This is a genomic window from Oxynema mangrovii CENA135 (assembly GCF_016632315.1).
In the GTDB taxonomy this organism is placed as follows: Bacteria; Cyanobacteriota; Cyanobacteriia; order Cyanobacteriales; family Laspinemataceae; genus Oxynema; species Oxynema aestuarii.
In genome coordinates this window covers 486,870-500,943 of record NZ_JAEOXH010000002.1, presented here as the reverse complement: position 1 = coordinate 500,943, position 14,074 = coordinate 486,870, and the positions used below count along the sequence as shown (strand labels likewise).

Annotated in this window: 9 protein-coding genes; 5 read left to right on the top strand and 4 right to left on the bottom strand. The window is 46.3% G+C overall.

Annotation, left to right across the window (positions count from 1 at the left end; genetic code table 11):
* The first annotated feature begins 1,023 nt into the window (after nt 1–1,023).
* Nucleotides 1,024–1,431, top strand: coding sequence for a response regulator (locus JJD41_RS15935; RefSeq protein WP_200668180.1), 408 nt, complete (start codon nt 1,024–1,026; stop codon nt 1,429–1,431).
* A gap of 272 nt (nt 1,432–1,703) precedes the next feature.
* Here the strand turns inward: JJD41_RS15935 and JJD41_RS15930 are convergent, their stop codons facing one another.
* Nucleotides 1,704–6,410, bottom strand: coding sequence for a chemotaxis protein CheB (locus JJD41_RS15930; RefSeq protein ID WP_200668178.1), 4,707 nt, complete (start codon nt 6,408–6,410; stop codon nt 1,704–1,706).
* A 526-nt stretch (nt 6,411–6,936) separates the two neighbouring features.
* Here JJD41_RS15930 and JJD41_RS15925 point away from each other — a divergent pair.
* The 3 genes from JJD41_RS15925 to JJD41_RS15915 all read left to right on the top strand — a co-directional run bounded on the left by JJD41_RS15925 (nt 6,937) and on the right by JJD41_RS15915 (nt 11,072).
* A complete protein-coding gene (locus JJD41_RS15925; RefSeq protein WP_370583859.1) occupies nt 6,937–10,137 on the top strand; it encodes an efflux RND transporter permease subunit in 3,201 nt (1,066 codons plus the stop codon).
* Nucleotides 10,138–10,275: 138 nt separating this feature from the next.
* Nucleotides 10,276–10,527: a hypothetical protein gene (locus JJD41_RS15920; RefSeq protein WP_200668176.1), complete on the top strand. Its 252-nt coding sequence runs from the start codon at nt 10,276–10,278 to the stop codon at nt 10,525–10,527.
* Between the two features lie 62 nt (nt 10,528–10,589).
* Nucleotides 10,590–11,072 (top strand): hypothetical protein, encoded by a 483-nt coding sequence (locus JJD41_RS15915; RefSeq protein WP_200668174.1) that lies wholly within the window; start codon nt 10,590–10,592, stop codon nt 11,070–11,072.
* A 57-nt stretch (nt 11,073–11,129) separates the two neighbouring features.
* On the opposite strand, the gene JJD41_RS15910 is transcribed toward JJD41_RS15915, so the two are convergent.
* The 3 genes from JJD41_RS15910 to leuC form a co-directional block, all read right to left on the bottom strand.
* Nucleotides 11,130–11,387, bottom strand: a complete 258-nt coding sequence (locus tag JJD41_RS15910; protein ID WP_200668172.1) for a tetratricopeptide repeat protein — start codon at nt 11,385–11,387, stop codon at nt 11,130–11,132.
* Nucleotides 11,372–11,971 carry a 3-isopropylmalate dehydratase small subunit gene (gene leuD / locus JJD41_RS15905; protein ID WP_200668170.1) on the bottom strand — a complete coding sequence of 200 codons (600 nt, stop codon included), beginning with the start codon at nt 11,969–11,971 and terminating at the stop codon, nt 11,372–11,374. The genes JJD41_RS15910 and leuD overlap by 16 nt, the downstream gene beginning before the upstream one ends.
* Nucleotides 11,972–12,116: 145 nt before the next feature.
* Nucleotides 12,117–13,523, bottom strand: a complete 1,407-nt coding sequence (gene leuC, locus JJD41_RS15900; RefSeq protein WP_200668169.1) for a 3-isopropylmalate dehydratase large subunit — start codon at nt 13,521–13,523, stop codon at nt 12,117–12,119.
* Between the two features lie 233 nt (nt 13,524–13,756).
* On the opposite strand from leuC, the gene JJD41_RS15895 reads away from it, so the two are divergent.
* On the top strand, nt 13,757–14,053 hold the full coding sequence (locus JJD41_RS15895) for a hypothetical protein (RefSeq protein WP_200668168.1): 297 nt from the start codon (nt 13,757–13,759) through the stop codon (nt 14,051–14,053).
* Nucleotides 14,054–14,074 lie beyond the last annotated feature (21 nt).

Sequence of the window (14,074 nt, the reverse complement as noted above, 5' to 3'; positions counted from 1 at the left end):
ATCCCCCCAACCCCCGTTTGAAAGGGGGGTTGGGGAAATTTCGGGGGGAGCGAGGAAAGTCCCCCTTGTTAAGGCGGATTTAGGGGGATCTATAGCGTTTTTTAAGCCAGTGAGGTACATCAAACTAAACCCAATCCCGAAATCAAGAGATTCCGCGATACCTCAGCAGACTGAGAAATGCTGTAATAGAGTAGAGAGTTTTCCTAGTTACTGCAATCATTCTCTATCTCAATCACTTGAAGTGACAGGATTCACACAATATTGCTAACTTTTTGTTTGCGAAGTATACTATCGAATCTCCAGAAAATCTTAATGCTTTTAAAGCAATTAATAAAAAAAACTTAAGACAATCATCTATACAAACCCAAACAAGAAACAATTGAAAAAACATCTATTATAATAAGTTGAGTTTTTGTTGAAAAAACTTTTCCATCTTACAAATTGAAACTTGAAATACTTCTTCGTCACAAGCCGACAATCTTTTGGTATTTTTGGCGATCGCGTCACCATGGTGGCTTCGATCGATTAAAAATACATAACCTTATGTTACATAGCGTACTACACTTTTCGTCAAACTTTTCGCAAAATAAACCAAAATTATAATTGAATGACTAATCAAAAAGTAAATCCTATCGATGACATTACTAACAAATCAAAAAAAGAAAAAATCACAACGATCTAGGGGGAGTAACGACACTCTACCCTTGGACCAAAGTAGCTCAGCCATTTTATCTAATTTTTGCGATTACAGTAATATAAATCACTGAATCGAATTTATAGAAACTTAGAGTCGGTAATTAATTCAGATCTGTATTATTCAGTTTTTGATGCTAAGCTAGACTTCGATCTCGACTCTTTTCTAGGGTGTCGAACAAAACATATCCGATCGCTTGTCAACTCAACTCAATTACAAATAGATACAATTGAAAACCTCTAATTGTCTCCTCAGTTGGATCTAATTCAGTTTAGTTTGTAATTGAGTATTCAATCTAACTCAAAATTGAAAAGAGGTTCAATAAGGATATGATTGACTTTTTGGATGAAGGAAAAACAGTTTTTTTGATTGACGACGATACAGCACTCCTAGAGTTATTTTGTGAAGTACTATCTGATTATGGTTATCAAGTCCGAACAGCTACGAATGGTCAATTTGCTCTGCGATCGATTCGTCAAACTGTTCCTGATTTGGTGATCTTAGATCTGACCCTTCCTGGAATGAATGGAGTTGAGATTTACAAGGAACTTCAACGAGACGAATCCACTCGAAAAATCCCGGTCATTTTTATGAGTGGAGTCGATCCAAATACAGAATCCGACTTCACGATCTTCAACGATTGCGATTATTTACTGAAACCCGTTGACTGTCACCGTCTTTTTCATCATATCAATCGAGCTTTCAAAAAGGAGGCATTTGGCAAAAAGAAAGTTTAGCAGAAGATTAATGAAGTAATCAGGCCACTGAGGCTACTGAGGTGAGGGAATTTGATTGATTAAGCCGATTTAGCTTCCCAGTCAATCGAGTTCCCTTCAAAAACACAAACTTATACTTTTTTCAAAACATTTAGAGAGTGAAGTATTCATCTCTAAAATCCAGGGGGTCTCAAGACTGAAAGAATGCAGTCTAGAAGCTGTAAGGCTAACGATTATAACTCGAAGATAAGATCGTGACCTCATCGGCGATCGCTATTGGATAAAATCAATGATTATTTATCCAAAATTTTCAAAATTCCTTCAAAATCAAATAACTGTATTTTGTTTTTTAGTGCTTCGGCGAGTTTTTCGCAATTTTCAGGGATTTGTTGGATTAAGTCAAGCACTTGATTTCGACTCCCTAAAAGCGTGGCTTCTTCCATCGCTTCCAGCCATTCAGATGGCATATCTTCCAGATAACTTCTTAATTGACTGAGGGATGTAATTGTCGATTGAGATGAAGGATCTTTTTCGGGTAAATCTCGATAAAGATAGCTAATTCCTAAATGTTGAGCTAATCGATCGAATAATTCAAAATCTCGGAAAGGTTTAGTGAGAAAATCATCACAACCAACCTGTCGAGCGCGATCGAGATCGGCTTGCATCGCTAAAGCGGTAAAGGCAATAATTTTAGTTGCGGGAATCGAGCGATCGCCTCTAGCATTTTCCCGCTTGCGGATTTCTTTAGTCACTTCATAACCGTCTAATTCTGGCATCATTAAATCCATAAAAATAAGCTGAGGATTACACTGTTGCCAAAGGTCGATCGCCTCACTCCCATTACTGGCTTCATAAACTTCTAAACCTACAGGTCTTAAGAGCTGAGTAACTAAAAGGCGATTCTCCAAGAGATCGTCCACCACTAAAATGCAATATTTTGGCTGATTGGGAGCTAAACCGATGACTTGATGATTCAAAGATCGCGGTTTTACTTCATTAGGATTCGCCGCAGTAACAGGAATGGTAAAACTGAACTTACTTCCTCTTCCGACGGTACTATCCACAGAAAGACTCCCACCCATCAATCGAACAAATTGATAGCTAATGGTCAACCCCAGACCCGTTCCTTTTTGAAAAACGGTAGTAGATTTAGCTTGAACAAAGGGTTCAAAAATTGCCTCTAGCTCTTCACTGGCAATCCCACAACCCGTATCGGTGACTTGAAAAGAAACTAGATATGAATTTTTCTTTGATTTGTCTGATTTTTTACGCTTGACTTTTAAAACGACACTACCTTCTTGAGTGAATTTAAAAGCATTGCTGAGGAGGTTGGTTAAGACTTCACTAAGTTTATTTCTATCGAGAATACAATATTGAGGTATTTTTGAATCCACTTCGATTACAAAATCGATTTCCCGAGATTGTGCTTTGATTGCGAACATGTTTTCCAATTCTTCTAATAATTGATGTAAATCGCAGGGATTCTCTTCGATTTCCATCTTTCGAGCTTCAATTTTGGATAAGTCCAAAATTTGATTAATTAAAGTTAAAAGATGTTCTCCACTATAATAAATTGTTTGCAAATTCTTCACAATCTCCGGCGACAACTTGGGATAACGCTGCATCAACTGAGTAAATCCTAGAATAGCATTGAGAGGCGTGCGTAATTCATGACTGATATTCGCCAAAAATTGACTTTTTGCTTGGTTGGCACTATCTGCTTCTGCTTTTGCTTTTTGTAGTTCTAACTCGGCTTGCTTGCGATCGGTGATATCATTTGCAATACCTAAAATTTGTTGTACTTCTCCTGTTCCCAGTCTTTTAAACACCACACTGTTATAAGAAAGCCATCGCCAGGATCCCTCTTGATGTCGATGGCGAGCTTCACATTCTAAAATGGAGTTATCACGAATTGTTTCCAGACTGTACAAATAAGCTTTGATTTTGTTTAAATCTTCTGGGTGAATGATTTGCTCGAAGAAATTGGTATCCATGTCCTGAATCGCTTCGAGCGTATAACCCAAGATATTAGTCACCGAACGGTTAAAGTAAACATGCTTTTTTTGCTCGACGTCGTAAATATAAATTATTCCGGGGCTGGATTCGGTAATTTGTTCGATTAAGTTGCGATTTTCTTGTAGCTCTTCTTGAATTTTCTTCAGTTCTGTAATATCGGCAATTACCGTTCCAACCCCTCGTTGGCCATTCAATAGCTCTACCGGGTAATAACTAGCTAACCAGTAGTGTTCCCGTTCTGGATTGGCGGCAGTTTGACCTTTAATCTCCAGATTCAGCAAAGGTGTTCCCGTATCTCTGACGCGCTCTAAAATGGGAGTAACTTGCTGAGATAACTCTGGTAATAATTCTTGTGGATGTTTGTTCAAATGCTCTTCAACGGAAAATCCATTAATGTTGGCGAGTGCTTGGTTGACTTTTAAATAACACAGATGGCGATCGTGTAAACTTAAACCGACCGGGCTCGCCGAAAATAAATTTTCCAAAATTGTATTGGCTCGATGTAGTTGATCCTGAATTTGCTTGAGTTCGTGAATGTTAATAAATGTCAACACTACACCATTACTGGTGCTACCTTCTTGTAAATACGGATTGATCCGCATTAATAGGGCTTCTCCCGTTGATAATAATGTAACTTCTTGCTCGATCGCTCGTTCAGTTTCTGCGACCTCCCGAAGCAAATGTAATAGGTTGGGACAATCCAGATTATGGGTAAAATGAGATAACGGACGATTAATATCTGACGATCGAATATTCAATACTTGGGTTGATGCTGGAGTCAGTTTACGAATATTCAAATTACGATCTAAAAACACGACACCGAGATCCGTACTGCGCAGTAGGTTCCCCATATCATTACTTAATTGGGTCAGTTCTTCAATCTTGCTTTGATACTCCGCATTAACCGTATAAAGTTCTTCATTAACCGATTGTAATTCCTCGTTAGTGCTTTGCAATTCTTCATTTGAAGCTAGCAATTCCTCATTAGTGGCTTGTTGTTCTTCGTTGGCAATTTCTAATTCTTCGATCGTCGCTTGAAGATTTTCTCTGGTTTGCTGAAGTTCGTATTCTAATTCAGTAATTTGTCGAGCTGCTTCTGTAGTGATTTCATATTGAGGAGTTTCTATTAACGCTCCATTGTTTTGAGCTTCGACCTGAAATAAAACAATTAGATAGCGAGCTAGGTCAGATTTACTTGTCTTGTAGGTAACTTGCAGTTTTACTTTCACATCTTGGTCTTCTCGACGAATTTTAATATCGGTATATAGTACGGAATTACGATCTTGTTTCGCTCGATGTAAAGCGGTTGATAATGGTAGCTTAAGTTCCGTAAGAATGAGTTGAGTAACATCTAAACGAGCTTCTCCAGACGACCAACGCAAAAATCCTGCCGTATCACAAAAAACATATCGTAAAACATTATCGAGGTTGACCAAAAAACAGCTAATTGGAGACTCGGAAAAACAAAACTTAAAAACATCTTCTAGAATTGGCTCAAAACTCATGCGATCGGATTTAAACTTAGTCGCTGAATGTATGGTTGAAACGATCGGCGGTCGATTAGAAGACCAAGGTAATTGAATATCTCGACGTTTTTTAAAAATTTTCCAAGTGCTGTTTAACACAACAAACTCCGAGCTTAAATCGCCCAAACTTTCAGAAGCTCCCAGGAATAAAACACCTTTACCTGCTAAGGAAAAATGTAGTAAACGAAGCACTTGTTGCTGAAGTTGTGGCTGCATATAAATCAGCACGTTGCGACAACAAACTAAGTGCATTCTCGAAAACCCGGCATTTTTTGTTAGGTCGTGGGGAGCAATAATCAACATTTCCCGTAAGGGTCGTTTGACTTGATATCGATCGCCAATTTTGTTAAAATATTTTTTCAATCTTTCCGAAGACATTTGCTCGCAGATCGTATGGTTATAAAACCCATACGAAGCCACTTCTAAGGCATGGGTATCCAAATCCGTGGCAAAAATTTTAACCTGAATTGGTCGATTGGCACGAGCAACTGCTTCATCGACTAACATAGCTATTGAGTAAGCTTCTTCTCCTGTAGAACAAGCAGAGATCCAAATTCTTAACTGTTCCTGGGGTTCGAGTTGGCTAATTAATTTGGGTAAAATGACTGTTTCGATCGCTTGCCAAGCTGCTGGATCTCGAAAGAATCGAGTCGCACCAATCAATAAATCTTGACGTAAAAGCTTTTGTTCTGTACTAGAATCTGCAAGCAATCGAATATAGTTTTCTAAATTGGTACTGCGGGTTAAAGCACAGCGATGACTAATGCGACGACTTAAGGTACTAATTTTATAGTGAGAGAAATCAATTTGTTCTCTTTCAGCCAAAATATCTAAAATCTTTTGAAGTTGGAGCGGATCGATTAAAGCAGTATCATCGGTATGAGAATCGCTAAAATCTGCAAATCGAACTAATCCACAAACGGCTTCTGCTAAATCTTGGGGTGAAAGAATTTCATCAACCAATCCTGAAGGTAAGGCACTGGTTGGCATACTGGTGAATTGAGCCGTTTCTGCGGATTGAACTAAAGCAATTCCTCCCGCACGGCTGATGTCTTGTAACCCTTGGGTGCCATCATTTCCCGTTCCGGATAATAGAATTCCGATCGCGCGTTCGGCGCAAGTTCTGGCTAAACATTGAAAGAATCGATTAATCGGATAATTTAATCCTCCTTCTTGCTGGAAGAGTTTGAGTTTTTCATCTTCAAAAGTCAGATTTTTCCCCGGTGGTAAAACATAAACTGTATTCCGTGACAAAGTCATCCCATCTTGAATTTGCCGAACTGCCATCTGAGTTTGTCTTTGTAGCAATTCAGTCATTAAACTGGGGTAATTTGGCGACAGGTGCTGAACTACAACAAAAGCTGCGTTGGGATTTTCTGGAAGATGTTTAAAAAATTGTTCCAGAGCTTGAAGACCTCCGGCTGATGCCCCAATGCCAACTATAAAGAGTTTTTCCATTATTGTGTACCTCTAAGGTTTTTTGATAAAAAGATAAGCGAGTGGTTGGCGTGTCAATCTTCCTGCTTATTTCACAGAATTACTTAAGGAAATAAATAGTATTTTCAATACTATGTCAATGTATTTGTACTCGATTTCAAATTTTTGTAGCAAAAGCAACAGAATTTGTTTATAATATTTAAAATGCGTAAATATAAAACTCAATTTTATCATATTTTTGGATGTATTCTAAAAATAGAAAAGATTTTGAGTTAAAATTGTAAGAAGTAATGGGTTGAGATGGCTGGGAGCCAAGGGACTAACACACCCTTATTAAGATTCTCCGATGTCAAGAATTTGTATTAGCTAGATCGCTTTTTTCTCGGTTCTCAGAAACAAACAGGGTGCTGAATGACCCCTGATGCAGGAATAGAAGTTAAAATGGGTGTAGCGCATCACGATCGGACAAAATCTAACATCTCTGTAGTTCTGCTATTTCAACTCGGATCCCGCTAAAATCAAGAGAACTCCTTCACAAAGCAAAGCGGTGACTCGCCAAATTACCCCCCCCTCGCCGAGTATCAGCACGATCGCCATCCGGCGTTATATCGGCACTTTCATGCTGACCTTAGCCGTCATTGTAGTCGGCTTTTTCTATATCACCCAACTCCCCGTAGATTTACTCCCGTCCATCACCTACCCTCGGATTGGATTGCGGATGGAGGCGGCGGGAATTTCGCCGGAAGTCGCCGTAGACGAGATTACCCGACCCCTCGAACAAGGACTCTCCGCCACGGAAGGAGTCGTGCAAGTGTTTTCCCAAACGAGGGAAGGACGCATCAGTATCAATCTCTATTTTGAACCGGGAGAAGATATCGACCAAGCCCTCAACGACGCAACCGCAGCTCTCAACCGGACGCTTAACCGACTGCCGGAAGGCTTGGAAACGCCGCGCCTGTTTAAATACGACCCGTCCCAGTTACCCGTTTACGAATTTGCGTTAACCTCGCCAACTTTAGCCGACGTGGATCTGCGGGTGTTCGCCGATGAAGAATTGGCGCGGGAACTCAACGTGATTCCCGGGGTGGCGTCGGTGGATGTTTCGGGAGGAGTTCGAGAGGAAGTGAGGGTTAACGTCGATCTCGATCGCCTCCAAACTCTGGGAGTCGGTTTAAACGAACTACTAACCGCCTTGCGAGAACGCAACCAAGATATTTCCGGCGGTCGCTTAGTCGATTCTCCCGCCGAACCCCTGACGCGAACGGTGGGACGGTTTAAAACGGCGGGAGAATTGCGCAATTTAGCCTTTGATGTCGGGAACGGACGAGTCTACTTGCGCGATTTTGCCCAAGTGATCGACGGAACCGAGGACCAGCGTGTTTTAGTCAATCTCAACAGCAATCCGGCGGTGAAAGTGAGCGTCCAGAAGCAACCGGATGCGAATACGATCGCCGTCGTCGATGCGGTCAAAGCGAAAATCGCCGAATTGCGAAATGACGGCACGATCGCCGAAAATATGGAGATGACGACGACCTTGGACGAGTCGGTGTTCATCCGTCAATCGATCGCCAACGTCGCCACCGCCGGGATTTCCGGGGCCGCGTTAGCCGGATGTGCGGTGTTGTTATTCCTCGGATCCTTACGTCAGACCTTTATTATCGTCCTGGCGATTCCGTTAGCGACGTTAATGGCGATTATTTTAATGGGACTGTTCGGATTGTCCCTCAATGTCTTCAGTTTGGGCGGCTTGGCCCTCGGGGTCGGGATCGTGGTAGACAACGCGATCGTCATGTTAGAGAATATCGCACGAGCTTACGAACGGCGCGATCGCGGACCGAACCTCGGGGCCTCTCCTCTGGCGATCGCCGAAAATAGCAGCCGAGAACTGGAATCGGCGTTAGTTGCTTCGACGACGACCAATTTAGTCTCGGTCTTGCCCTTTCTCTTAATAGGTGGCTTTCTGGCGTTATTATTCGGCGAACTGATTTTAACGATTTCCTTCGCCGTCGCCGCGTCCTTAATCGTCGCCTTAACCATAGTTCCGATGTTATCGTCGCGGTTGCTGTCGATCCGGCGATCGAGTGGGGTCAGTCGCTTGTGGTTGTTGCGGGGCTTCGATCGCACCTTTGAAGCGATAACCGGACTCTATCAAAAAGTTTTGGGCTTAGTCTTACGTTACCGCCTCATTTTCATTGCTTGCGCGATCGTCGCGTTAGGCGGAACCAGCATCCAACTCGCCGGACAGATTCCCCAGGAAATTTTACCGCGCATCAACACCGGACAAGCGCGACTGTTCGCCCAATTTCCGCCGGGAACGACCTTGGAAACCAACCAGAAAGTGATGCGAGAAGTCGATCGCATCCTCCTCGAACAACCGGAAACCGAATACGTGTTTACTTCGATCGGTGGTTTTCTGTTCGGCAATACCACCAGTGCTAATTTACTGCGATCGAGTGCCACCATTACCCTCAAACCGGGAACCAATGTCGCCGCCTTCAGCGATCGCCTCGGCAAAGAATTCGAGCAACTCAACCTCGTCGATATCCGCTTGCGCGTCTCTCCCGAATCCGTTCGCGGTCTCATTCTCAATAATTCCCCCGTTCGGGCCGATATCGACATCGCCTTGACCTCCGAAGACCTCGAACGCCTCGACGAAGCCGCCAAATTGGTTCTCGACGCCCTCGACGAACGGGTCACCCTCGCCCAATTCCGCCCGGATGCGGACCAACCGCAACCGGAGGTGCAGATTTTGCCCGATTGGGAACGGGTCTCCGAAGCGGGGTTATCCGCCGAGGAAATTGGCGACACGATTCAAACGGCGATTCTCGGGTCCGTGCCCACTCAACTGCAACGGGATTCGCGGTTAGTCGATATTCGGGTACAACTGGCCCGATCTTCGGTCCGTCAAGCCTCTCAATTGAGCGCAATTCCCCTATTTACGGGCGATCGCCGTCCGATCCGCCTCGGGGATGTCGCCCGCATCGAAACCGGACAAGCCCCCGGAGAGATTCAACGCATCAACCAGCGTCAGGTGTTTTTAATTGCCGGAAATCTCGCGGAAGGGGCCAGTTTGGGGGATGCCTTGGCCGAAGTCGATGCGGTTTTGGCCGAGGTAGAATTACCGCCAGGGGTGCGGATTTTGCCGAGTTCGGCGGCGGAAAGTTCCCAGGAATTACAGCGATCGCTCGTGGTTTTAGGACTGTTGGCAACCTTTTTAGTGTTCGTGACTATGGCCGTCCACTATAATTCCCTCGTCGATCCGTTTGTCATTATTTTGACCGTTCCTTTAGCCCTCAGTGGCGGGATCGTGGGTTTGTACGTCACCCACACCGCCGTAGGGGCGACGGCGATCGTCGGGGCGATTTTGTTGGTCGGGATTGTGGTCAACAATGCCATTGTTTTAGTGGAGTTGGCCAACCAAATTTGCGATCGCCAGGAAATCAGCCGCCGTCAGGCGATCTTGCAAGCGGCCCCGCAACGGTTGCGACCGATTATGATGACGACGGTAACGACGGTCTTGGGTCTGTTACCCTTGGCGTTGGGGGTCGGCGAAGGATCGGAGTTTCTGCAACCCTTGGGTGTGGTCGTGTTTTGGGGATTGTCCTTGGCGACGATCTTGACTTTATTTCTGATTCCGTGTTTCTATACCCTGGTTCACGAAGGGTTCATCGACAAACCGCCGTTTGGCGGTTCCGGTAAGTTCCGGGATAAAGTAGGGGGTAAGTCGCCTTCGACCCTCAAGCAGTGAAGCCGATCGCGGTAAAATTTGTAAAGCCAGATCGGGATTGAGATAGCATTGGAAGCGGCGATCGCCTATCTGTCGATCGCCTGTAGTTTTTCCATTCCTTGAAAGGTTCTATATTTTTTTTCTAATTCATTCGGCTTTATGTTGGATCTGTTGTTGTTGGATATTTTGGTATTAGTGGGTTTGTTTGCGTTGATCGGGCGAAGCGATCGCCAGCATTCGACAAGCCGCAAGGTTCGCCAGCCGGGATCGTCCTGGAGCGATCGCGATCGCTCGGACCATGGGGAAAGTCCTTTTATCTTACAGAAAAAAGCAGCGAGAAAAGCATCGAAACGAATTCAGATCGAGCCGATGTCCAAGCCTGCCGTCTGGCCTTCAGTGACGTTAAAATAACGGCGATCGGCCTTATTTCTTGCAGAAGCACTCAAGCTGCCCGCCCTACAGTGTTGCGATCGATGAGCGATCCTATTGTTGTCCATCTCAAACAAGCATTTCTCAATGCCCCCGGGTTTTGGGAAAGTACGTTATCGGAAAAATCGGGAAATTGGGGCAAAAAAGTCGAAGATCTCGATAAAACCCAAACCGACGGTTATTCGATTTTGGGTGATTTTATTAGCGATATCGACTGCGTAGCCACTCACGAACCGGGATTGTATTTATATTGTGAAAAAAAGGGGCGGCGCAAAGGTCAAGAAAATCGACTGTACACCCTTTTTGTCCTCGAAGCCCATGGCGAAGTACGGGTTTTAAGGGAGATGAAAACGGCGAGTAAGGATTGGGCGATCGAACTTTGGCCGGAGATCGAGGCTCATTTTGCCGTGCGCAATAGTGCGGTGGAACAACGACGTCAAGAGTTACTGTCGGAGATAGAAACGTTGGAGTTTCAGTTAAAGCAAAAACGGGCCCAACTGCTGGCGATCGAAATGCGCGAAAGTTGAGCAAGTATGAGAATCTGTCCTGAAAATTGCCCAAAACTTCTCGGTCGGGAATCGGGGTTATTCAAGATCGAACAGCCGTTGTATTTCTGTTAAGTTATGGCGGGCTTCTGTATACTCGGGATCGAGTTCCGTGGCGCGGCGGTAGGCAGAGACAGCTTCCTCTAGCTTGTTTTGGCGATCCAGAACGAATCTCAACCAAGTATAAGCATCAGTCCCTTCGCTCGAAGTTTGGACGAACTCCGAGGGAGAACGACCGTAGGGACACGGCACTGCCGTGTCCGACCCCCTCGATCGCCCCATCACACGGGTTGCCAAGAAACATAAGGTAACTTAGCCGCAGTCGCGCGAATCTCCTCGGCTTGGGTCACTAACTGGCCGCAGGTGTCCCAAGTCCCGGTCGTCAGCATGTTACGCGGTCCGTCGGGGAGAGTGACGGAGACCGCGAGATCCCCCGCGCGCACTTGCATTGCTTCGAGATCCACCGTTAATTCAAGTTGCGGATTGGCAGCAATAGTATCTTGCAACTGTTTCGCACTTTGTGTATCTGCGGTCAGGCAGGGTACACCGATCGCCACGCAGTTACCAAAGAAAATCTCGGCAAAACTCTCGCCGACGATCGCCTCGATCCCCCACCGGGCGATCGCCTGGGGCGCGTGTTCCCGACTCGACCCACAGCCGAAGTTTCCGTTCACCACCAAAACTTTCGCCTCTCGATACTCCGGTCGGTCGAACGGATGCTCGCCCTTGCTGGCACTGCGATCGTCCGCGAAGGCGTGTTCTCCCAAGCCGTCAAAGCTGACGCAACGCAAAAACCGCGCCGGAATAATCCGGTCCGTATCGATATCGTTGCCTCGAACGGGAATTCCGCGTCCGGTGACTGTTTTGATTTCGCTACTCATGTTTGGATACTAGATTTTAGATTTTAGATATAGAGATGTTCGGGGGAGTTCACCCCTCAATCCCCCCCTTCTTAAGGGGGGTTAGGGGGGATCCCTCTCTTCTTAAGCGGGTTAGGGGCAGGGAGGACAAGGCAGTGCCGTGTCCCTACGGGAGCAACTCGCGGACATCGCTGACCTTGCCATTCACTGCCGCCGCGACGACCATCGCCGGACTCATCAGCAAGGTGCGACCTTCGGACGATCCTTGTCGCCCTTTAAAATTGCGGTTGGACGAGGAAGCACTGATTTGATCCCCTTGAAGCTTGTCTGGGTTCATCGCCAAACACATCGAACAGCCGGGATTGCGCCATTCAAATCCCGCCTCTACAAAGATTTTGTCGAGTCCTTCGGCTTCGGCTTCTTTTTTAATCTGCTCCGAGGCGGGAACGATAAAGGCTTTGATCCCTTGATAAACTTGGCGGCCTTTCGCAAATTTGGCGGCTTCGCGCAGGTCGCTCAAGCGTCCGTTGGTGCAACTGCCGATAAAGCAAACATCGACTTTGGTGCCTTTAATCGGATCGCCGGGTTGTAGTTTCATGTAGCGGTAGGCTTCTTCCGCGATCGCCCGTTCGCTATCGGGCAAGCTGTCCGGGGTCGGGATGCTCTCGTCTACGCCGATGCCTTGTCCCGGGGTAATTCCCCAGGTGACTGTGGGCGGAATCTCGGCGGCGTCGAAGACCACCACATCGTCATATTCGGCGTCGGCATCGCTGCGAATGTTGTCCCACCAAGTGACGGCCTTTTCCCAGTCGTCCCCTTGGGGGGCGAATTCCCGGTCTTTGAGGTAGTCGTAGGTGACGCGATCGGGGTTGATGTAGCCACATCGGGCGCCGCCTTCGATCGACATGTTGCAAACGGTCATCCGTTCTTCCATCGACATCTGCTCGAAGGTGCTGCCCGCGTATTCGTAGGCGTAGCCGACGCCGCCTTTAACGCCGAGTTTGCGAATGATATGCAGGATAACGTCTTTGGCGTAAACCCCCGGGCGCAGGGTGCCATCGACCTCGATGCGGCGAACTTTGAGTTTGGACAGGGCGAGGGTTTGTGAAGCGAGAACGTCGCGCACTTGGCTAGTACCAATGCCGAAGGCGATCGCCCCAAAGGCGCCGTGAGTGGAGGTGTGAGAGTCTCCACAGGCGATCGTCATCCCCGGTTGGGTCAGTCCGAGTTCGGGGGCGATCGCGTGGACGATGCCCTGGCGCCCGGAACCGACGTTATAGAAGGTAATTTGATGCTCTTGGCAGCTCTTTTCCAAGGCTTGCATCATCTCTTCCGCCAGGGTATCGGCAAAGGGACGGGCTTGGTTTTCAGTCGGGACGATGTGATCCACCGTGGCGACGGTCCGTTCGGGAAACAGCACCTTCAGTCCCCGTTCGCGAATCATGGCGAAGGCTTGGGGGCTGGTGACTTCGTGGATGAGGTGCAGCCCGATAAACAGTTGGGTTTGACCGGACGCGAGGGTGCCGACTGTATGCAAATCCCAAACTTTATCGAAAAGGGTCCCCTTACTCATAGACTTTATTGCTCGTCGTCGATCGTGCAGTTTTCTATGATAACTCGTTTGCGGGCTTCTTTGGCGGCAGATTCCCCCGTCGGCGATAGCTTCGCGACACCGTTAGCGAAGCGACTCCGTAGGCGTAGCCGCCCCGAAGGGGCTAGGAGTTAGGCGTATCGCCCGGGAGCCGTTTCGACAGTTTTTAAATTGATTTATATTGTCTTACATTTTTTCGATCTCTAATTTACTTGATGTATATTTTGTATTTTTTCGTCAAGCAGACAATGGCGATCGCCCTCGACACGGACAAAAATCGAGGCTACAACAGAAATATAGGGATGTACGAATCGGGTCGATCGCTATTTTTGAACTCGTTTAACAAGATTGCAATCACCATGCCATTGGGAATTGACGCATCGCCAGCTTTTTTCGTTCGCGCCAGTCTGCACCGACCTCAGCAAATTCACGGTGATTTTTGGCAGCCATATAAAAATCGTGTTAGCATGATGGGGGGTGAAGCCCCTCAGTCGCGTTACCAATGTCAGTAAAACGACTGAGAAGGCCATTAT